This is a genomic window from Jeotgalibacillus salarius (assembly GCF_004405125.1).
Classification (GTDB): Bacteria; Bacillota; Bacilli; order Bacillales; family Jeotgalibacillaceae; genus Jeotgalibacillus; species Jeotgalibacillus salarius.
Genome location: NZ_SORX01000009.1, coordinates 21507 through 41826, shown reverse-complemented (window position 1 = coordinate 41826; position 20320 = coordinate 21507). Strand labels below are relative to the sequence as shown.

19 protein-coding genes and 1 riboswitch are annotated in these 20320 nt (G+C 39.6%); of the genes, 5 read left to right on the top strand and 14 right to left on the bottom strand.

All coding sequences use genetic code 11. The features are described 5' to 3' along the window. Positions 1-330 precede the first annotated feature (330 nt). From E2626_RS13910 to E2626_RS13890, 4 genes are all read right to left on the bottom strand, one after another. Positions 331-2298, bottom strand: a complete 1968-nt coding sequence (locus E2626_RS13910) for a DUF262 domain-containing protein (protein WP_134382391.1) — start codon at positions 2296-2298, stop codon at positions 331-333. 654 nt (positions 2299-2952) lie between these two features. Continuing rightward, positions 2953-4068: a hypothetical protein gene (locus tag E2626_RS13905; protein WP_134382390.1), complete on the bottom strand. Its 1116-nt coding sequence runs from the start codon at positions 4066-4068 to the stop codon at positions 2953-2955. A gap of 680 nt (positions 4069-4748) precedes the next feature. Then, positions 4749-5246, bottom strand: coding sequence for a preQ(1) synthase (gene queF, locus E2626_RS13895; protein WP_134382389.1), 498 nt, complete (start codon positions 5244-5246; stop codon positions 4749-4751). Positions 5247-5396: 150 nt separating this feature from the next. Further along, entirely contained in the window at positions 5397-5864 is a 468-nt protein-coding gene (locus E2626_RS13890) for a GyrI-like domain-containing protein (RefSeq protein ID WP_134382388.1), read from the bottom strand. 166 nt (positions 5865-6030) lie between these two features. Here E2626_RS13890 and msrB point away from each other — a divergent pair, with 166 nt between their 5' ends. Together msrB and E2626_RS13880 are read left to right on the top strand one after the other, a co-directional pair. After that, positions 6031-7179 (top strand): peptide-methionine (R)-S-oxide reductase MsrB, encoded by a 1149-nt coding sequence (gene msrB, locus E2626_RS13885; protein WP_134382387.1) that lies wholly within the window; start codon positions 6031-6033, stop codon positions 7177-7179. Positions 7180-7267: 88 nt separating this feature from the next. Then, positions 7268-7825 (top strand): beta-class carbonic anhydrase, encoded by a 558-nt coding sequence (locus E2626_RS13880; protein ID WP_134382386.1) that lies wholly within the window; start codon positions 7268-7270, stop codon positions 7823-7825. Between the two features lie 29 nt (positions 7826-7854). Here E2626_RS13880 and E2626_RS13875 read toward each other — a convergent pair whose 3' ends face one another. From E2626_RS13875 to E2626_RS13840, 8 genes are all read right to left on the bottom strand, one after another. Next, positions 7855-8457, bottom strand: coding sequence for a DUF1349 domain-containing protein (locus E2626_RS13875; protein ID WP_166786833.1), 603 nt, complete (start codon positions 8455-8457; stop codon positions 7855-7857). Positions 8458-8530: 73 nt separating this feature from the next. Continuing rightward, positions 8531-9163 carry a response regulator gene (locus E2626_RS13870; RefSeq protein ID WP_134382384.1) on the bottom strand — a complete coding sequence of 211 codons (633 nt, stop codon included), beginning with the start codon at positions 9161-9163 and terminating at the stop codon, positions 8531-8533. Next, on the bottom strand, positions 9160-10179 hold the full coding sequence (locus tag E2626_RS13865) for a sensor histidine kinase (protein WP_134382383.1): 1020 nt from the start codon (positions 10177-10179) through the stop codon (positions 9160-9162). Before E2626_RS13865 ends, E2626_RS13870 begins: the two co-directional genes overlap by 4 nt. Further along, positions 10176-10907, bottom strand: coding sequence for a cell wall-active antibiotics response protein LiaF (liaF, locus tag E2626_RS13860; protein WP_134382382.1), 732 nt, complete (start codon positions 10905-10907; stop codon positions 10176-10178). Before liaF ends, E2626_RS13865 begins: the two co-directional genes overlap by 4 nt. A 93-nt stretch (positions 10908-11000) precedes the next feature. Further along, positions 11001-11591, bottom strand: coding sequence for a PspA/IM30 family protein (locus E2626_RS13855; RefSeq protein ID WP_134382381.1), 591 nt, complete (start codon positions 11589-11591; stop codon positions 11001-11003). A 30-nt stretch (positions 11592-11621) separates the two neighbouring features. Further along, a complete protein-coding gene (locus E2626_RS13850; RefSeq protein ID WP_134382380.1) occupies positions 11622-11957 on the bottom strand; it encodes a lmo0954 family membrane protein in 336 nt (111 codons plus the stop codon). Positions 11958-12163: 206 nt separating this feature from the next. Further along, a complete protein-coding gene (locus E2626_RS13845) occupies positions 12164-12709 on the bottom strand; it encodes a GNAT family N-acetyltransferase (protein ID WP_134382379.1) in 546 nt (181 codons plus the stop codon). A gap of 142 nt (positions 12710-12851) precedes the next feature. Further along, on the bottom strand, positions 12852-14648 hold the full coding sequence (locus E2626_RS13840) for a M3 family oligoendopeptidase (RefSeq protein WP_134382378.1): 1797 nt from the start codon (positions 14646-14648) through the stop codon (positions 12852-12854). Positions 14649-14801: 153 nt separating this feature from the next. Between E2626_RS13840 and recQ the strand changes: the two genes are divergently transcribed. The 3 genes from recQ to E2626_RS13825 all read left to right on the top strand — a co-directional run bounded on the left by recQ (position 14802) and on the right by E2626_RS13825 (position 18165). After that, positions 14802-16952 (top strand): DNA helicase RecQ, encoded by a 2151-nt coding sequence (recQ, locus tag E2626_RS13835; RefSeq protein WP_134382377.1) that lies wholly within the window; start codon positions 14802-14804, stop codon positions 16950-16952. Positions 16953-17003: 51 nt separating this feature from the next. Continuing rightward, positions 17004-17759 carry a tryptophan-rich sensory protein gene (locus E2626_RS13830; protein ID WP_134382376.1) on the top strand — a complete coding sequence of 252 codons (756 nt, stop codon included), beginning with the start codon at positions 17004-17006 and terminating at the stop codon, positions 17757-17759. 70 nt (positions 17760-17829) lie between these two features. Continuing rightward, positions 17830-18165 (top strand): DUF3810 domain-containing protein, encoded by a 336-nt coding sequence (locus E2626_RS13825; RefSeq protein ID WP_166786832.1) that lies wholly within the window; start codon positions 17830-17832, stop codon positions 18163-18165. A 35-nt stretch (positions 18166-18200) separates the two neighbouring features. Here E2626_RS13825 and map read toward each other — a convergent pair whose 3' ends face one another. Both map and thiT read right to left on the bottom strand, forming a co-directional pair. After that, a complete protein-coding gene (map, locus tag E2626_RS13820) occupies positions 18201-18953 on the bottom strand; it encodes a type I methionyl aminopeptidase (RefSeq protein WP_134382374.1) in 753 nt (250 codons plus the stop codon). 481 nt (positions 18954-19434) lie between these two features. After that, positions 19435-20007 (bottom strand): energy-coupled thiamine transporter ThiT, encoded by a 573-nt coding sequence (thiT, locus tag E2626_RS13815; protein ID WP_134382373.1) that lies wholly within the window; start codon positions 20005-20007, stop codon positions 19435-19437. 107 nt (positions 20008-20114) lie between these two features. Next, a riboswitch (TPP riboswitch) is annotated at positions 20115-20217 on the bottom strand. Positions 20218-20320: the final 103 nt, after the last annotated feature.

Sequence of the window (20320 nt, the reverse complement as noted above, 5' to 3'; positions counted from 1 at the left end):
CGTGAGGGCATTGTTTGTATAAAATAATTTTTACTTATTGATTAACCAGCAAAATAATTAAAACACAGATTAGCTGGAGCGGATATGAACCCTCAAGTGAGATGATGTGTGAGGTTTTTCTTTACCATTATACTACATTTATACAAAAAATAGTTTAAAAGGAAAGTGAATAAAATCGATATTTCATTAATAGTATAAACTACCTTGATCCGTAAAAAGCGTCTACTATCTTAGGTAGATACTCGTTAGAGTGTTTAAAAATACTATAACTTCCATTTTGTAAGAAAAGTATACCTGTTTACAGTGAAAACCATCCACTTTAATTAAGCATTAGTTTACAACCAATTCAACCTCCCATTCTTCCTTTGGCAAGTTAATGGTTTCTATTACCTTTAGACTTAATCGATAAACATCTCTGGCACTTAAATCAACATTAATGTACATATCATTTTGTAACACCCCTCTCCTTTTGAATTTATTAATATCTGGAGAAAACAAATTCGGGTATTTTTCCTGAATAACTGAAAAGTTAGAATCATTTAACTGAATCACTGTATTAAGAGTTGTAACCCACACCTCTCTCCAATTTGAGACTTCATAATTATTTCCCGCAATTGTTAATAACCTAGGAGAAGTACCTTTTACATCCTTTATTTCATTACTTTTAGAACCAAAATAACTCCATACTTGTAAACTCTTATCAGCTAATAAATTTGTTCTTGCCTTAATTTCACCAATCGTCCAATTATTAACATTTCTAAATGTTTTATTTATTTCTAAATGACTATTAGCCAAATTCTCTCGTTTCTTTTGAAAGGGTTCATTAGACATTTCAGAGTTATAGGCTGTCAATGTTAAATTCCCCAGAACATGTAAGTTTGTATCGTGTATGTTCTCCCACTCATCACCTAGAGCGATTTTCCAAGGGTCAGAAATCGTTTGTGGCATAATATGTTCAACGGTTAGATTATCATAATTTATTTTCTCTTTATGATTATACGACTCCTCAATAGATTCGAGAATAAACTTGGTCTTTCTTGCTCTATCTCCACCCCCATATAAGCGAGTTGCAAGTAAATTATCTCTAAATTCTGGGTCTTTTGGATAACCTTTATTCTGTAAGAAAGCTTTTATCTCATCTATAAGCTCTTTTCCTGAAAAACCCTGAACTTTTTGTATTAGGAGAGGAAAAATCTTATTCAATTCATTTGTTGGGATGTTGCAGACAAACCTTCTTATTAAATAATTTTCTATTATCTCTGCGATACTAACAAAGTCTTCCGCTAATAAGTATCCCCTTTTATATAAGGTGAACATATTTAAAAAGAAAGGGTATGATGTTCCTGCATCGAGTCTGTTAAGTCTATTTAACATTCTCCTTATAGTAGGATCATTAATAAACTTTGGGTTTTTTATAATTTTGTAATAGTCTGATAGTTGATACAACTCTTTAATATGCTCAATTACATTTCCATTACTAACTGAATTCTTTAACTCTAAATAAACCTCAGTATTTCTTACTATTTTTCCTTCCCTCATCAAAAAATGCCTAATATATTCTGTTAACGAATCTAAATAGTAATCTTGCATTGGTTTCCAATATTTCTGATATATTTCCTCATGCTTATCGTTACTAACTCTCATAAAGAAAAAATTCCGAATCAGGTCAGCTTGAGTTAATGGTCTACCTTTTGCATTTAAACTCTCAAACACTAAATACGGATTATCATCGGAAGCAAGGACGATACTTACCAGCGAGAGTCTATTTGACACCAGTGATTTAAGCATATTTAGTTCAATTTCGGTTTTACTAATTTTTTTCTTAAAATACTCGTAAGCCTCTCCAATATTTGATTTCTCCTCAAGAGCAATTGAATCAACTAAAGATTTATATGCTGCTCTGTCTAATTGTGTGGGTAAAAGCTTATAATAGCTATTACCCTTCTTCCATTTATTTACGAGTAGATTTTGATGTATTTCTTCCGCAAGGTCTATATTACCTTCTTCTTTAGCTTTGTCCCTAATAGCTATTAATAGAATAGAGAGTGTTGTTAGTCTTTGTTGACCGTCTATAACTAAGTACTGTTGTACTTCATGCGGTTCAGAGTCAATTGACATGCTTACTATTGAACCTATAAAATGACTCCTATTTTCATCTGTTAAACGAATATCTTGAATATCTTCCCACAATTGCTTCCATTGTGGATTTAACCAACTATATGTTCTTTGGAATAGTGGGATTACATATTGTTTTGTACCTTCAATCATTGGCTGAATGATAGACTCTGTTGCTTTCATAAATAGTGAAGCCTCCTAGACATCTGATTATTTTCCATAATAATAATTTCACACTCTCCGTTTCTAATTCTTTTTCAGTAGTTAAATTGTATCATATTAGACTAAATAGGCTTTACCTCAATTTTACATTTTCTATAAAGTGATTTTTTCAATAAAAAGAAGAGACCCATCCTATACACAAAATAATAGGGGGAATATGTTAAAATATACCCCTTCCACGAGTTGAAGTGAACATTTAATTTTTCTAATCATTCTATATCTCAAATCCATGTTTTTGGTAACTGTTTTATAAATATATGAACACTTGTTAGCCTCACATTCTTATCAATGATTTTATCGCTTATTTCTCCTCTCCCTCCACGCATATAAATTATGTTAAGCATTCTGCAATGCTCTCTGTATCTTTCAATTAAATTCAAAGGTTATTTTTGTTCTAAGTAAAAAGAGGGTAGCTACAATCGCTATCCTCTCACTACTATTATTTAATAATTCCCTTGAACGCTGCACTAATAATTACGTTTTAAAGAACAATGCGTCTGAATTTATAGGAAAATAAAAGGAGTTTCAACAATTTCTAACGTTCTAAATATTAACAAAACAGTTTGGTATCGGGTTTTTAATGCTGACCCCTTTTACCTATTCTGGCCATTGATGTTATGTTACTCTATCTTCATCCTCTTTGTAGGATTCTTCCGATAAGTCTCTTGGATGTGTATAACAATAGTTAACATAATCTCTATACTCTTTTACTGTCATTTCATTAAGCTCAGCTAAGTATTTAAGTGCAGTATGCCACTTCTTAATATCTAGCTGAGCCGCAACGTCCTTATTCTGTACCCATTCGAAAGGGTTATAATGATTTTTTGAGATGTTCAAACTTGAAGCCATAGGCAGCATGTTGTTTAAAGTTGTACCTCCATGACCTGTATCCAAACAGATAAAATGATCTAAATGCGTACCCTCATCTAAATTGCTAATGGCACACCCATTAAAGAGATTTAATATCTCGAATGCTTGTGCAGTTGCGAGATCAGAAGGTAACTTTTTTAACCTAGCTCTTCTCCTTTGTCCGCTAGCTACCTTTATGTGAGGGTTCTCCTTATAATACTTACGTTTACTTTCCTTAATTTTATCAGCATTCTCTTGACGAAATTGTTTACGCTGTTCTCTTATTCGTTGACCATTGTCTTCCTGCCATTTTTTTTTATAAGCTGCAATGGCTTCTGTATTTTTTTTTGCATATAACCGCTTCCTCTCTGCTATTACTTGAGTGTTTTTAACTATGTATTTTTTGTTTCTTTCTTTTATTACATCTATATTTTCCAAATAGTACTGTTTATTACGTTCTCTTATTTTTCCTGCATGCTTACTGTAGTAGTGACGTGCTTTCCCATTTTGATCGTCTTTATTTTCAAAATGCCACCGACTCTTTCTCTCCCTTATAGCTTCTGCGTTCAATTGTTGATATTGCCGCATATACTCCCTAATACGATCTTTATTGGCTTCTCGATACCTACAATCCCTTTCTTTGAAAGCTTCCTTATTCTCTTCTCTGTAACGTTTTTTAGTAGCTGCAACCTTTTCAGCATTATTCTTTAAATATTCCTTATTATCCTTAGCTCTGCAAACCTTACAGGCTGATTGCTTGCCTAATTTTCCTTTTTTATCGTTGCTATATTCTTCTAATTTCTTAATGCTACCGCATTTTGTACATTCCTTATGACAAGCACCGTCAATGTTTATTAATTCGATTCTCTTTCGCATGGCCATTTCAACATCCCCTTAAATGAGGTGTATATCAACTTTTTTAACTATATCATGATTTAAACTATCATAAGTTTGAAGGGACACTTATGATAGTTTAAAAATTTTACGACAATTTTCGCGCTACAGCATCCTTTTACTGGACAAAATTACTCAAATCCAGTAGAGATAGCAAAACTTTAACATCATTCTCTCTAGCACCTTCTTTAATCTTTTGATCAACTTTAATATTAATGGTTTCCCAAAACTTTATTTCAATCCAACAATTATCGAAACATCTAGAGACTTGTTTTTGTAGGATGAAAAGCATCTAATATCTGTCTCGTATCGGAGATTTATTACAGCTTAGCGAGTGGCTTAAGGTGCTACTCGCCTATTCTACAACAAGAAGATCAATAAATGGTGAAAATACCCCCCCTCCTTTATCAAAAATTCACTTACCTTTGCAGCCTCTTCCTCTTTTGATAACTATTGCACTTCTAATTAAGTAATTTTTTGCTCAGCATCGTTCAAAGCTTTTTCTGCTTCCTTCAAATTTTCTTGAGCCTTAATCATGTCGTCCAGCACCATGCAATTGATAAAAATAAAAAGAGACGCCTTATTAAGACATCTCTTTCTCAGCAGATTACCGTGGTCACAAAACACTCCATTTTCATGTGACCCCATTCTTTAACCCCACTAATCCCCTATCGGTTATCAATCGTCTCCGGATACATGTCATGATTCATCAAACGGTGAAATGCCATTTCTTCATACTTTGTCCCAGGTTTGCCATAGTTTACGTATGGGTCAATTGAGATCCCGCCGCGTGGAGTGAATTTCCCCCAGACTTCAACATAGCGCGGATCCATCAGTTTAATCAGATCGTTCATGATGATATTCATGCAGTCTTCATGAAAGTCACCGTGATTTCTGAAGCTGAAAAGATAAAGCTTTAATGATTTACTCTCAACCATTCTCTGATCAGGAATATAGCTGATATAAATCGTCGCAAAATCCGGCTGATTCGTTTTAGGGCATAGTGAAGTAAATTCAGGACAGTTGAATTTCACAAAGTAGTCTCTGTTTACGTGTTTATTATCAAATGCTTCAAGGACTTCAGGTGCATAGTCAAAAGAATAGGGAACATTCATTTCACCAAGCAGATTAACTCCTTCAAGCTCTTTTTCATTGCGTCCTGTCATAAGTGGTTACCTCCAGATTTGAAAAGTTCAGACACTTGTTATAAGTGCTGAAGCTAGACATATTAATATTTCAGCGTTAAAAAAGCATCTGAGTCAGATGCTTTTTATCCTGTAAAGTTATTTTACTTTCAGCAGTTTTTAATTGCAAGGTCAGCGTTTTTTTACAGGGATACCGATTTTTAAAGTTGGTGACATTTTATATGGATTATAGTCGGAGTTGTATACCTCAATATGGTCGAGCCCGTTGAGTTGGACCTGTAATCCCTGCTCAGTTGCCCATTTTTTTAATTTCTCATAACTTTTCCAGGCATGCTGTCCTTTATGTTCGGTTACCGCATAATCATGGGAAGGAACAATGATTCTGTGCATATCTGAGGGGAACGTCTTTTTTCCAAGAGCTTCTGTGCCAAAGTAATATGTGAAACCGTCCTGTCTGTCCTGATAGGATAAACCGATGAAATCTGAACTTCCCTGAGCAATCCCCATACTTAAAAGCCTGTCACGCGCTTCCTCAATCAACGGAAAAATGTCTCCCTGTGCAGCCGCTTCATAAGTACCTGTCCATCTCATGCCAATAAAATAAAAGCTGGATTTCCTAACGATTTCAAAATCAGCCATCTCCGCTCTCCTTTCTTTCAGCTGTAAACGATCTATTATTCTTATATTTTAGCAAATTCTGAATACATATGGTGTATTCAACACATTATTTTTATTAAAGGTACGTTAAATATGTTATTTTTAAGCTAGAAGGATTGGTTTCAATTCTACTAAATGGGGTGGAGAAATGAAAAAGAAAAGTTGGGTGATGTTGATCCCCGGCGTTTTAATTATCGCAGCTATCATCTTTTTTGTGTTTTCGGATGAACTTCTGAACCGCTCATATGGAAGTGAAGCAAGTACAGAAGCTGATCTGGCACCAAATGAAGAGACAGCTATTTTTGCAGGTGGATGTTTCTGGTGTATGGAGCCTCCTTACGAAAAGTTAGCTGGTGTCAGAGACGCCGTTTCGGGATATATAGGTGGAGATGAAGAAAACCCTGAATATAGAGAAGTGGCTAACGGAGAAACCGGTCATACGGAAGCAGTTCAGGTCATTTATGATCCTGAGGTGATCAGTTATGAGGATCTGCTTGATGTCTATTGGCGACAAATCGATCCGACTGATGCTGAAGGACAGTTTGTCGATCGGGGCAAACAATACCGCCCTGAGATTTTTGTGAAGAATGAAGAAGAACGTGAAGCTGCCGAAGCTTCCAAACAGGAGATCATTGAATCAGGGCGTTTTGAAGATGAAATTATCGTTCCGATCACTGAAGCTTCAACGTTTTATGTAGCAGAAGAATATCACCAGGATTACTACTTGAAAAATGGAGACCGTTATTACTTCTACCGGACCAGCTCCGGACGTGACCGGTTCCTGAATCAATATTGGGAAGAAGATGAACGTGAAGTTGATCTTCCGACAAAAAATGAAGTTGAACAGGAAAGTCCTTACGCAGTTAATTATACTGAAGAGGAATTAAGAGAAATGCTGACAGACATTCAATATGAAGTGACTCAGGAAGACGGAACGGAGAAAGCTTTCGACAATGAGTATGACGGATTTTATGAAGATGGTATTTACGTCGATATTGTCTCAGGTGAACCTCTTTTCAGCTCAAAAGATAAGTACGATTCACGCACAGGCTGGCCTTCATTTACAAAGCCACTGGTTCCTGAAAATATTGTAGAAGTTGAAGACCCGGGCATTTTCGGAATGCGTATTGAAGTAAGAAGTAAATTTGCCGATTCGCATTTAGGACATGTGTTTGAAGATGGTCCTGAGCCTACTGGACTTCGCTACTGCATGAACTCTGCAGCCATGCGCTTCGTCCCGGCTGAAGACCTTGAAGAAGAAGGTTATGAAGAATTTTCATACCTGTTTGAAGAATAGAACTTAAAGTCATCTGTCACGTTAAATTAGACAGATGGCTTTTAATTTTTTAAAATAAAAGAAAGTTGTGTTAAGGAGGAAGATACATATGACATTATTATCGGATATTTTAACTTTTAATCAGACATTTGTAGAAGAAAAGCAATATGAGCCTTACGTAACAACAAAAATCCCTAACAAGAAACTCGTTATTTTAACTTGTATGGATACAAGATTGGTAGAGCTTCTGCCAAAGTCCATGAATGTAAAAAATGGTGATGTGAAAATGGTACGCAATGCCGGTGCAGTCATTACACATCCATTTGGCAGTATTATGAGAAGTCTTCTTGTAGCGATTTATGAATTACAAGCTGAAGAAGTGTTAATTATTGGCCATTATGACTGTGGAATGAGCGCTGTTAATAGTCACGCTACTGTTGAAAAGATGAAAGAACGCGGTGTGTCAGAAGATATATTTAATACGCTGTCTTACTCAGGAATCGATCTTCACAGCTGGTTGAAAGGCTTTGATGACGTACAGGAAAGTGTAAAGAACAGTGTTGAAATGGTACGCAACCATCCACTCATGGACAAAAAAGTACCGGTACACGGTCTAGTTGTGGACCCAAGTAACGGGAAACTTGATTTAATTGAAGAAGGATATTAAAAAAGTGTGCGGGAATCCCGCACACTTTTTTATTTTACTTCTTTCTGTACTGTCCACGTATGAAAAACGGTTGTAAAGCTGCCTTCTGAAGAAGGACTGCACGCATAAAGTCCAAGTTTGACTGGTCCGTTCGGTTCATCATGAAGTCTCATAATCCGGATTTGCTCATATTCTTCATCCGCTGCAAACTTCGCCCATACACGGTAATCTCCTCCGGCGCGAGTCACCTTAAAGGATAACGAAATTTCTCCTTCAGGAGTCGGGACGTTCTTGGATGACCAATCTGAAAAACCACTATTTGTTACGACTGAACCAAGGTATGAATACTTTTCAGGTACGTATTCAAGAGATACCTTCATCCAGCAATCGTCAGAAATCAAGATCATGACCCCTGCCTGGTCATAGCGTTCTGATGGGTCCTTCATGGTGAGTGTTACTTCTGTTTCGAATGCGCCAAGCAGCTCTTTATAAATAGCATGACCATTCATTTGGTCAAAGCCATAAAAGGTTTTTCTCCAAAAATCAGTTTTTGGCTGGGTGGTCATACTGAGCTCTTTATTATGAAGGGTCCAATTTTCGGGTTTATTCAGCCAGCTGCAGTCATTTCCCTGATCATCCAATAATGAAAGCATGTTGAGGACTCCTTTCGATACGGTTATGACTTCATGTTTACCCATAAAGTCAGATCTTAACACCGCAGATCCACTATTTTACAAGATCATGCTTAAATGCATAGATGACAGCCTGTGTTCGATCCTGAACTTCAAGCTTTCCAAGGAGGTTGCTGACGTGTGTTTTTACAGTTTTCAAAGCTATGTAGAGTTCATCAGCAATTTCCTGATTTGTTTTACCTTCGGCGATTAGCATGAGAATTTCAAGCTCTCTTGCAGTCAGCTCTGAGTGAGCAGGTTTCACTTCTTTTCTTCTCATTCGCTGCATGACTTTACCAGTTACTTCAGGTTCAAGAACTGTTTCTCCATAGTGAGTCTTTCTGATCGCTTCTGCAATTTCGCTCGCTTTTGAGGTTTTAAGCAGGTAACTGACTGCCCCGGCCTCCAGTGCAGGGTATACTTTGTCATCATCCAGAAAACTTGTGACAATCATTATTTTCGCCTCAGGCCATTGTTCAATAATCTTAGAAGTTGCTTCTATTCCATCCATTTCTTTCATCACTAAATCCATTAAAATAATATCGGGTTTCAGTTCAAGCGCCATTTTAACAGCTGGTCCGCCATCATCGCATTCCCCCACGACCTCAATATCCTTTTGTGATGATAAATACGAGCCGACTCCAATTCTGACCATCTCATGATCATCTACAAATAATACGCGAATCATGTCAGTTCCTCCTTTCCTTCAAAAGGTACTTTTATTTCAAGACGTGTTCCCTGACCGGGCAATGATACAACCTTGAAGGTCCCGCCTATTTCAGCTGCTCTTTCTTTCATGTTATTCAGACCATATGAACCCGCTTTATCTTCAGAAAGCTCAAATCCTTTTCCATCATCAGAAATTCTCATAATGACGTAACCATCTCTTAAAATACACAATACATTTAACATAGTGGCTTCAGCATGCCTGAGCGTATTCGAAATTGATTCCTGAAGGATTCTGAATAAGTGGTCTTCAATTCCGCGTGCAAGTTCCATGGAATCTGCTTTCCAGGAAATATTCAACGGTACTTTTTGCTGAAGTTCAACTAATAGTTCTTCTATTCCTTCAGGCAGTGTCTTCCCTTTTAAAGCAGCTGGTCTCAGATGAAGCAATAGAGCTCTCATTTCAACCTGAGACTGGTGAATCATCTTTTCTACCATTTGAAGCTGATGATTTGATTCTTCAGTCTCGTTAATAGCTGACATCAGCATTGACGCTGCAAAAAGCTGCTGGCTGACTGAATCGTGCAGATCTCTCGCCAGACGCTGTCTTTCAAGTGAGACCATCTCCTGAATTTTCTGTTCCTGCTGCTCCACTCTCTCACTTGCCAGCCGCTGATTGGTTTTAACCTGCTCATTCCACATTTTCTGAAGATCAGACACTTTTTCAGAAAGCCGTGAAAACTCAGCTATGTGTGGCGTGTTTTCATGTGAAGCTGCACGCCCCTGCAGGAGATCATCAACTTGCCTTTCAACTGTAATCACTTGTTTTTTTACACCACTGCTCTGGATTGCTCCCCATAAGAAGCCGACTAATAATAGCTGAATAATTAAAAAGAAAATAAATGGAACATCCAGAATAGTTAAGTTCCACAAAAGCCCCCAGTCAGCTGGAGGGAAAAATAACAAATATAATCCGAGGGTCATGATCGCGCTGAACAGACTAATGCTGACAGCGTGGAGAATCATTTTAGCTGTCATACCCGCTTCACCTCAAGATCACCAATCCATACTGATGACAGGATTGTACATTTCTGCTGTGCATGCTGATACCCTTCAGACTGATACACCACATTTTCATTCCAAAGTCTTGCTGAGAATGCTTTTAAAATGGAAACCTCTCCCGCAAAAGCTGAATGCTGAACAGAAAGCTCCAGTTCATATGGAATCAGAATGGTAATGTTTCCTGTAACATTGCGCAATGATATGAATACTTCCCGATCCGGAAGCACTGTATTACTTAAATCAATCAAAACGTCCCCTATTCCGTTCTGAAGGTGAATATCCTCCCATTCATACGATTGATTCGGTGTTTCATGAGAACCGACCCATTTATTTAAAAAGAATGGTTTTTTAGTCGTAAAAACCTTCTCCCCCTCTGAAGTCTGTTCAGTTTTTACGACTGGTTCAAAGATAAGAGGATTCTTTTTGGTTTCCATATATTTTAAAATAAGATAAATGATCAATACGACAAAAAGAATTCGGAGAGTTACCATAGATAGAATCGCCATCAGCAGCATGACTGCCCCGATACCAACCATAATTTTCCCATACATATGCTGCCAACCCTGTTTTCCAAAGTAAAGCAGCCCGCCGGACAGCACTAAAGAGAAAATCATTCCGCTATTAAATAAAATGATTTCAACCAGGACCACAATCAGTATGGCGGTCAGCCAGTTCGATAATGTCATTTGCTGCAACTTTCCCATTCTGTCCACCTCCCTGCTTCTCTATTTTATCTTGTATTCATGAGTTCAGAAAGACTGAATTCGGGAGAAGGTGTAAGACCCGCTCCCGAATAATTAATGCTTTAACTGTTCAATCTGTTCATCAATAGACTGTTCTTCTTTCTTCTTATCGGTTCCTTTTAAATATTGTTCAATCTGATGGTAGCGGCGATCTTCTTCTGTTACCTTTTTAGGTGTCGCCGACTGCTTCTCACCGATCACTGCATTTTCTTTTGCCATATACTCAAGCCGTTTCAGTTCGAGGTCTTTCAGTTCAAATGTCAATTGTTCAAGCTGCAGTTCGAGCGTTTCAAGCTGAGCATTTGCTTCTGCAAGTGTCTTCTCGAGTCTTTCAGCACGTCCACTGTAATATGTGAACTCTCTAAGTGCGGCTGCTGAGAGCGCTTCTTCACCTGCTTCTTCTGCAAGCTGCACATGCTCCTTGCGTTTATCTGCCATTGACTTTGCATGTGAATATTCTTTTTCAAATTCTTTCTTCAACAATTCCTGACGATCTGTCAGTTGCTTCGCTTTCTTTACTGCCGCCTGGCAGTCTTTCAGTTCACGCTGAATGTCATTAACCGGGTTAGAATGCTCTCTGTTACGCTTTGCTTCCAGAATATCCTGCCTGATGACTTCAGTAATTTTTGTCAGTACGTTACTCATTATGATCGTCTCCTTTTAATTATGATTGTATTAATATGATTTCTTCTTAAGGTCCTGCCATTGTTTCTCAAAGTAGGAAAAGTCGCTGACTGCTTCGCTGTTGTTCCACTTTTTCCATACGACGTATAGGACATAGACTGCGATTACGCCTAAGATTGCCGGTACGTTAAGGACTGCAGACAAACCTGCGATGATTGCGACTGACGCGAAGACGACTTTCAGCCATGTTTTTCTGCTTGAGAAGTAACCTTTCACCCCGATATAAGTAATCACAAGGCTGACTGCAAGACCGACGATTGATCCTAGGTTTGATAGTGCGACAATTGCAGCGGTAATCCCGATGACTGTTAGCCAAAATTTGTTCATGTTGTTGCCTCCTTTGTTATTTGTAACCTTAGTGTACGTTTGTTTTGAATCCGCCGACAGGAGCCCCGGCTTGATTTTGTAGTAGGACCTGAGGCGTATATATATGCAGGACAATACAAAAAAGCCACCTCTCAACGAAGCGGCCTTTACTGATTCAGTTTATTTAACAGCCTGCCGACGATGCGTTCCCAGAAGGGCTTACCCTTTCAAAAATCCTCCTCGAGCATGCTGTATAGGTAGTGATCTTCCCAGACTCCGTTAATAAAAAGGTTTTTTCTTAAGGTACCTTCTTTGAACATCCCGACCTTTTCCAATACTTTTTGAGAAGCTTCATTTCTTGGCGAAACCATCGCTTCCACTCTGTGAAGTCCAAATTCACGAAATGCAAACTTTAATGCCGCCTCAACAGCTTCAGTACCATAACCTTGTTTTGTATGGTGTTCATCAAGAGAATAGCCGATATAAGCTGAAGCGAAAGGTAACCTTCTTATTGAATAGATTGAGACACTGCCGATTAATCGGTTTGTATCATTATGATAGATGCCCCAGCTGTATTCCTTCCCAAGTCGCTGCGCCTGCTTTGCCTCAACAAGTTTTTCAAGCTGAGCTTCACGTGTGTAGAATGGTTCTGGATGCTTCGGTTCAAAGATCGTCCAAAACTGCTTATTGCGGATGAGCAGCTCTACAAATTCATCAATATCACTTTCTGTAAGCGGACGAAAGTAAAGCCGACTGCTTTTTAGTAGCACCATGGAATTCTCCCCATTTCAAGATTCTATAATAAGTGTATACCCCCGCTTCAAAAAGATCGACCAGTAAAATGCAAAAAGAAAAAATAATTTTCCGTCATTCTGTAACAGTAAAAGCCCTGGCAAGTTTGCCAGGGCCGAATGATCATTCAGAAGTCAAACGGATGAATTCTTCTGCATCTTTTATGCAAAGGTCAATCCCTTTCATCCAGAATGCTTCTTTGGTGATATCTTCACCAAGGTGCTTCATTGCAAGATCTTCTGTCGTCATCACAGCTGTATCGCGCAGCAGTGCCATATATTTTTCTTCGTAATCTGTTCCTTCTTCCAGCGCTCTTGCATACACGCTTAGTGAGAACAGGTAGCCAAATGTGTAAGGGAAGTTGTAGAATGGGACCCCTGTAATATGGAAGTGAAGTTTAGATGCCCAGAAGTGCGGCTCGTTATCTTCAACAGCGCCAGCATACGCTTCATTCTGTGCTTCTATTGTCAGTTCATTCAAACGTTTTGCCGTAACAAAACCTTCTTTACGTTCTTCATAAAAACGCTGTTCAAAAATAAATCTTGAGTGGATATTCATAAAGAAAGCAATACTTCTCGAAACTTTATCTTCCAACAGAGCTGCCTGCTCATCTTTCGTATCCGCTTCTTTTACAGCAGCATCTGATACAATCATTTCAGCAAAAGTGGATGCTGTTTCAGCCACATTCATTGCATACATGCGATTTAACGGATCCATTGGACGAAGTGCGTACGTATGGAATGCATGACCCAATTCATGTGCCAGCGTCGCAACATTGGACATTGAACCGCTGTAAGTCATGAAAATACGTGACTGCTCACTTTGTGGGAAACCGGTACAGAATCCGCCCGGTCGTTTGCCGGCACGATCCTCTGCTTCGATCCAGCCATCCTTAAAAGCTTTTTCAGCAAATGATGCCATTTCCGGACCAAATTTTTTGAAATGCTTCAGGATGAATTCAGCACCTTCACTGTAAGACAATGTTTTTACACTTGAAGAAATCGGAGCACCAATGTGAGCCCATTTCATCTTTTCCAGACCAAGCAGCTTTGCTTTATGTTCAAGGAATTTCACAAAAGGCTCTTTACTTTTACTGATGGCTCCCCACATTGCATCAAGCGTTTCCTCTTTCATACGGTTGTACTCCAAAGGTTCTTTCATAAAATCATTCCAGCCGCGCTTTTTATACTTAGCAAGACGATAGCCGCCCAGATGATTCAACGTTTGTGCAAATAAATTCTCCTGCTTTTTCCACGCTTCTTCAAGTTTGTTCGTAACTTCTTCCCTTACTTTCGCATCAGAATGTGATTTCAGGTTATTCGCCTGACCTACTGACAGTGTTTTTGTTTCTCCGTCGACTTCAACATCAATCGTCATTTCAGAAACAAGTGCGTTGTACATCTGTCCCCAGCCGTGATAACCATCTACGCTCAGCGCACTGATCAGGCCTTCTTCATCTTCTGATAATTTATCTTTTGAATCTTTTCGCCATTCTGTCATAATAAAAGCATATTCACTTAATTTGTCATCCTCTAAAAGCTCACTCCACACATGCTCATCAGACTTGGAAAGCTTTTGTTGAAATGCCTGAAAAGCTGTACCAAAATCTGCAAATAACGACGTAACTTTACCGCGAAGAACACCCGCTCCGGAATCATTCATATCCTCCGCCTCCAGACAGCTTGCAAATGCACCTGCCTGTCGAAGTCCCATCATTGATTCTTTCGCTTCCTGAATCAGTTTGTAAATCTGATCCGCATCTTTTTTTGAATCAGGTGTTTCAAATTGCTTAACCTGATTTGCAAATGCTGCAGTCTTTTCTTCATATGTACGTAAATGCTGTTTTAACTCGGCAGAATCACTTCCACCTTTAAAAAATACTTCTAAATCCCATGTTTCCGGATATGTAGCTGTAGACATAAAAAATTCCTCCCAATTTCAAATATTCTGAATCCTGCAAGTAATATTTTATCACAATAATTCGACATCCGAAACAATTAGTTTCTACGCACTTTAACACTTGTCATTCGTGTTAAAATAACAAAATAGCAATACTAGAAGGGATGATTCATCATGATTGAACAGGCAAAGCAGGTGTTACATACATACTTCGGGTATGATTCATTCAGGCCGGGACAGGACCGGATGATCGAATCAATACTTGATAGGAAAAATGCACTCGGGATCATGCCAACAGGCGGAGGTAAATCACTGTGTTACCAAATTCCCGGCTTAGTCAGCGACGGTACTGCCCTCGTGATATCACCACTGATCTCACTGATGAGAGACCAGGTTGATGCACTGAATGAAAATGGTATTTCTGCCACTTACATAAACAGCACGCTCACTGCAGCAGAAACAAGAGAACGGCTTCAGGGCCTGAGGGAAGGCCGCTATAAATTTATTTACGCTGCTCCCGAACGCTTTGATTCTTCTTCATTTTTCAATGCGATTTCGGATATTGACCTGTCGCTTATTGCTTTTGATGAAGCGCATTGTATTTCACAATGGGGTCACGACTTCAGACCAAGTTACCGGACAATTGTCGATACAATCCGTCTGCTCCCAAATCTTCCGGTTCTGACAGCACTGACAGCGACTGCTACGGATAAAGTGATTCAGGATATCACCGCTCTCCTGTCAATTGATCCTCAGCACATTGTCAATACAGGATTTGCACGTGATAACCTGTCTTTCCATGTCGTAAAAGGTGCAGACAAGCATTCATTTCTCACCAGCTTTTTAAAGGAAAAACAGGATGAGACAGGGATCATTTATACAGCAACAAGAAAAGAAGCAGACCAGCTGACCACCTGGCTGAATCAGCAAAATGCTAGTGCCGTCTGCTATCACGCCGGACTTTCCGAACAGGACCGTAATGAAGCACAGCGTCAGTTCATCTATGATGAAGCAAAGCTCATTGTTGCTACAAATGCATTCGGGATGGGCATCGATAAAAGTAACGTACGGTTTGTTATACACTATCAGCTGCCGATGAATATGGAATCTTATTATCAGGAAGCCGGTCGTGCCGGTCGTGATGGAGAACCTGCTGACTGTTATCTTCTATACAGCCCGCAGGATTCTATGCTGCAAAAATTCTTAATAGAGCAGTCTATCGCAAACGAACGGAAGCGGAATGAGGAGTACGAAAAACTTCAGCAGATGATCAACTACTGCCACAGTCACAGCTGTCTGCCCCGATTTATACTTGAGTACTTCGAAGATCACCAGATGACCTCTGACTGTGGGCACTGCAGCAGCTGCCTTGACAGCCGTGAAAAGACTGATCGGACGAGAGAAGTCCAAATGATTTTATCGACAGTAAAAAGAATGGGCGAGCGTTTCGGAACGGGAATGACAGCGAAAGTCTTAAAAGGTTCACGCACAAAAAAATTGCTCGAAACCGGCTTAGAACGCGTGACAACTTATGGTCTTATGAATCAAAAAACTGAAAAACAAATTACTGAGCTGATCCAGCTGTTAATTGCGGAAGGCTATCTTGCGCTTGATGGCGGACAATATCCGATTCTCCGTTTAACGCAGGACGCTGTACCAGTTTTAAAAAATGAAAGAGAAGTTTGGCTGAAGTCAGGATTCCAACTGCATCAGCAGCAGACGGACTATGATGAGTCACTGTTTGAACAGCTCAGACAGGTGCGTTCCCAGCTGGCAAAAGAGCATGCTGTGCCCCCTTACGTCATCTTTTCAGACGCTACACTGCGTGAAATGGCCCAGCATTATCCTGAATCTGAAGAAGAAATGCGTTTGATTAAAGGTGTTGGCGAAAGAAAGCTCGATGCATACGGCACTCCTTTCTCAGAAGTGATTATTGATTATGTTAAAGAACATGGTAAAAATAAAAATATGGTACCACTTCCTGAAAAAACAACTATGCAGAAGCAGCCTGAAGTAACGGGCGATCCTGATCTTCCAAGTCACCTCTTCAGCTATGAACTTTATCAGGACGGGCAATCTATCGGTGAAATCGCCAAACTGAGAGCACTGACTTCACAGACTATCGAAAAACATTTGCAAAAAGCTTTTGAGGAAGGTTATCCGCTCGACTTCCAAAATTGGTTTGATGAAGAAACTGAAAAAATGATTCTAACCAAAAGAGCTGAAATGGAAATGCCGGGACTTAAGTCATTAAAAGAATCACTCCCTGAAGAAGTAAGCTATGTACAAATCAAAATGGTCCTTGTAAAAAATCAGCTGGTGTAAAAGGTTTTTTTTCTGTCCGCAGGGAATAGAGTGATGACAGGAGGTTTTCTGATGAAGCAATTTTGGACCAATTTAATTGCACTTGCTGCGGTCGTAACAGTAAATGCACTGGCTAATATTATTCCAATTAACGGCCAGACAACAGGAGAGATTTCAAATCGACTGAACGTGTTATTCACTCCTGCAGGCTATGTATTTTCAATATGGGGTTTGATTTACCTCCTTTTAGGACTGTGGGTGCTTAGAGGTGCTTTTAGATCTCAAAGGAAAAGAGATGTCTATAAAACTACATCATTTATGTTTTTAATAAGCTGTATATTAAATATTTCCTGGATTCTCCTTTGGCACTACGAGTTCTTTCCAGTATCAGTTGCTGTTATCGTTGGACTATTAATTTCCATTATCATTATTTACTCAAAAATCAAACATACGAAGCACAGCTTTTGGGACCTTCTCCCTTTCTCTGTCTATATGGGCTGGGTCAGTGTCGCAGTTGTGGCAAACACGGCTTATACAGTGAATGAAGCAGGTTGGGACGGCCTCGGAATTTCATCGGTCATCTGGACAGTCGCACTGCTGATTGTTGCTGCTGCTATTGCGCTTGGTATTCGTTATAAGGAAAGCGACTGGGTTTATCCACTTGTGTTTATTTGGGCCTTTATTGGCATAGGCGTAAAAAACGAAGGTGGAGAATCCGCAGTAGTCTTTGCCGCTTATGTTTTAAGCGTGGTCATATTTATAGGAATCTTTGCACTTCGCAAAAAGAAGAAAAGCAGTTTCAGCAGTAGAAAATTATCTTTTAAATAAATCAGCCGGGCAATTTTTTTACTAATAGGTTAAAATAGTGAAAGAAGATTTTTTGAAGAGAGGTTTTATGTTGGACGGGCAGTTATTGTTTGCAATGTTTTTGGCCACACTTCTTGTGGGGCCTGTGTTAATGATTATTTCAATTGTTTTCGGATATAAAAAAGGTGTTAAGTGGCTATGGGTTACCAATATCTTATTCCTGGTCCTGACAATCGTAATTGCTGCTTACTATGTGCTGCAGGTTGATCAGATCGCCACTCAGAACCCGACTCCAGGTGGAACCGGTGTATTAATCATGCTGCTGATTTCATCATGGATTTCCATTCCGACCGCCATTTCCTTCTTCCTGCTTGCAGGTGCAATATTTATGGAACAGCGGAAGAAAGCGAAAGAAATTCAGGCATAATAAAAAGGACTTGTGGCATCCACAAGTCCTTTTTATTATGCCTCTTTTGATTCTGTTAAAATAATCGGCTCACCTTTTGTAATCACAATCGTATGTTCGATTTGTGCAACAAGGCTGCCATCAGGTGTCTTATAAGTCCAGCCGTCGTTTTGCTCTTCAACAAAGTCGGCGCCTGAAGAAATAAATGGTTCAAATGCCAGCACTGCACCTTCTTTTAACAATTCGTTATCCCATGGATCATGATAGTTAAGAATATGGTCTGGTGCTTCATGAAGTGATTTTCCAACTCCGTGTCCAGTCAGGTTTGTAATAACCTGATAACCATTCTGCCTGGCAACACGGGATACTGTTTTTCCGAGCTGACTTTTCTTAGAGCCTGCTTTCGCTTTTTTCAGTGCCAATGTAAAAGCTTCAACTGCTGTTGCACATAACTTTTCAAGCTCAGCGTTATGACCAACGACAAAGGAGATACCTGTATCAGCAAAGTAGCCGTCAAGTGATCCGGAAACATCGATATTAACAAGGTCTCCCTCATTAATTACACGATCACCAGGAATGCCATGTGCCACTTCATCATTTACACTGATGCATGTATAACCAGGAAAGTCATATTCACCTTTTGGGCCTGAAATAGCTCCATATTGTTCAAATTTCTGCTGTCCGATTTTATCAAGTTCAGCAGTTGTAACACCGGGTTTAGTCGCTTCACGCATCTCATCGCGTATCTCAGCAACAATTGAACCGATTTTTTTCAGCGCATCTAGTTCTTCATTATTCTGTACAATCATTCTGATTCTCTCCTTGCTTTATAATGGTTCACTATATCATATGTATGGTGTGGATTGCATGAAAGATGCTGACTTTTAATAACCGTTTAATTTCCGCTGCAGGGGGACGCTTTCCGCGTGGCCGGCGGTTAGCCTCCTCATCGCTTCGCGCCTGCGGGGTCTCACCTGTCCGGCTTCTCACGCTGGAGTCGACCCCTTACGCTCCAATTAAACTATGTATGTAACCCTTTTAGATAATAAACTACTTATTAAGTTTGTAGTTAGTAATATACCCCCACACTATAAATAAAAAGAAGATGACGTTTTTGTTAAAAGCCATCTTCTTTTCCATATTAAATTTAAGGTTCATTAAAGCGTAAGGCGGCGACTCCGGGACGAGTAGAGTGAAGCCGAGACCCCGCATCCGAAGGCGAGGAGGCTTGGCAACCTCCGTCCGGAAAGCGTCTGCCTGAAGCGTAAATGAACCGTTTATTTAAACATATCAGGCACTTGTCATCTGACGGTTTGTTGCAACTCGTGGTACTGAGATCAGTAGCGTCGCAAGAACGATTGATGTCAGGATGAAGGCAGGGCCCATGTATGAACCGTTATAGCCAAGTGAGAACAGCCACGCAGGAACACCTTCGCTTCCTGAACCGAAGAAGATAACACCTGCAAGAAAATGACAGATGAATCTTAACAGTGCACCGATAAATACACCTGCTGTGATGTACACGGCAGCTTTTTTCATCGATCCTTCTTCAAGTGAACGCTTCACAACCCCTGCAAACAGACCTGCAAATCCAATCACAGTAAATGCCAGCGGATAATCAAGTATCCCCTGAACAGGATCAATAATATAGGCACCGAACATTGTCTGCAGCAGACCTACTAGAAATCCTGTTAACAGACCGCCTTTTAACCCCCAGCGAAATGCCATCAGAATAATGGGCACCATCACAAAGCTGATAGAACCTCCCTGCGGCCAGAGACTGAATGAAAACTGGTCAAGAATAATCCCGATTGCTGAAAAGATCGCAACCTCAACTAAAAATAATAACTTTTTACGCTCCATATGTTTTCCTCCTTTTGCGAAATCGATGCAGCTCGCACACAGGGGAATTCAACGGGCCACTCCATAGAAAAAGGGCCCCTGGGATAGAAACCCGGGACCCTTGAAAAGTCCGTTTCCATCCACATTCCTGCGTAAGCATTAACTTACAGGTTCGAAGGGTCTGAACAAATCTGTTCACTCTCAGCCTATATGGCTCCCCTTGTGGAAATTGCATCTATTAGTATTGTAACTTATATTCGGAATCATGTCATCTCCCCCACTTTTTGTATGCTATACTATAACACGTCTAATTTACTAAAAAAGGAGGTTCCCG